The 272-nt window shown below is 40.8% G+C and carries 1 protein-coding gene; it reads right to left on the bottom strand.

Translation table 11 applies throughout. The annotated features are described in order from the left end of the window. A partial coding sequence (locus AC30D7_RS28815) for a tautomerase family protein (protein WP_490136340.1) occupies positions 1 to 228 on the bottom strand: 228 nt, incomplete at its 3' end. Positions 229 to 272 lie beyond the last annotated feature (44 nt).

Raw genomic sequence — 272 nt, 5'->3', positions numbered from 1 at the left:
CTTTTTTGTTTCTTCCGTTCGCCCAGAAATCATGCTTATTTCGATTACTGTGTATTTTTCAGATCTACCGCCGGGGTAATAAAAATTAGTTTTATCTAGCGGGACGAAACGGTGAGCACGCTTGTCTTCGGGTAACCCAAGAACAGTAGTCATGCAATTATGTAGCACATCGGACATCTGTGCTTTTTTGGCATTTAAATTGTAGTCAATTCCATAGACGGTGATCATTGCGATTCCTTGCAAGCGTATAACTACTATAGGTGACATGCCAT

The organism is Pseudomonas sp. DF5, assembly GCF_058148225.1.
This window is presented reverse-complemented; position numbering and strand designations above follow the sequence as displayed.